The sequence below is a fragment of the Anisomitus miae (SeqCode) genome, from assembly GCF_054906395.1.
In genome coordinates, this window is the sequence record NZ_JBRACL010000006.1 from 1 (window position 1) to 1,072 (window position 1,072).

The window sequence follows — 1,072 nt, forward strand, 5'->3', positions numbered from 1 at the left end:
AAGAAGGAGAAACCATTGAATACACTAATAGAGAAGGATTTACTAATGTTGTAGAAAATCCTAAATTAAAGATTAAGAATAAGTATTTTGAGATTTTAAACAAGCTATCAAAAGAATTTGGTCTAAGTCCATTATCAAGATTAAGATTAACAGTACATAGCAATGAGAAAGAAAGCGAAATACATAATTTCAATGGGGCATTTAAGTTATGACAAGCACAGAACTTAAAAATAGAGTTATCAAGTATTGTAATAAGATACTCAACGGTAAAATTAACGCTTGTAAAAAACATAAACAAGCCTGTTCCAGATTCTTTAGTGACATAAGAGAGGATAGCAATTATTATTTAGATATAGAAGAGTTAAGACTCATTAATTTATGGGCAAGTTATTTTACATATTCTAAAGGTGTACTTAAGGGACAAAATATAGAACTTACGGATTTTCAGTTATTTATTATAGTTAATATATTGTGCATTAAAGATAAAATTACAAACTATAGAAAGTACAAAAAGGCTTATATACAATTAGGGCGTAAAAATGGTAAGACACAATTAATATCTATAATAGCAAGCTATTTTTTGTTTGTAGTTAAGGAACAACAAGAGATATATATAACAGGTTGGGGATTATCACAGTCTGAAATATGCTTTCGTGAAGTTTCTAGACTTATTAAGACAAATAAATATTTAGATGGATCTTACTATGCTATTAGAGATAAACTTACTAACAAAAAAACAGGATCTATTGTTGAGCCTTTATCCCTTGGAGCTATAAACACTGGAGATGGTAAGGATGTTAGCCTTGCGATAATTGATGAGTATCATTGCCATAAAACAGATGAGATATTAAATGTCTTAGAGGGTGGTATGATTGCAAGAACTGAACCATTAACACTTATAATAACTACTGCTGGATTTGATTTATATTCTCCATGTCACAAGGAGTATGAATACTCTGGTATGCTATTATCTGGTTCAATACATAATGACGAATATTTTTCCTTGATTTGCGAGCTTGAAAAAGAAGACGATATAAAAGATGAGAAAAACTGGATTAAAGCCAATCCACTA

The 1,072-nt window shown here is 29.6% G+C and carries 2 protein-coding genes; both read left to right on the forward strand.

All coding sequences use genetic code 11. From position 1 onward, the window contains the following. Nucleotides 1-212, forward strand: a 212-nt coding sequence (locus tag AALI31_RS02640; RefSeq protein ID WP_489884979.1) for a P27 family phage terminase small subunit, incomplete at its 5' end; no start/stop codon positions are given. Beyond that, nucleotides 209-1,072 (forward strand): terminase large subunit domain-containing protein (locus AALI31_RS02645; RefSeq protein WP_489884980.1); only part of this gene is annotated, 864 nt, incomplete at its 3' end. The genes AALI31_RS02640 and AALI31_RS02645, both read left to right, overlap by 4 nt.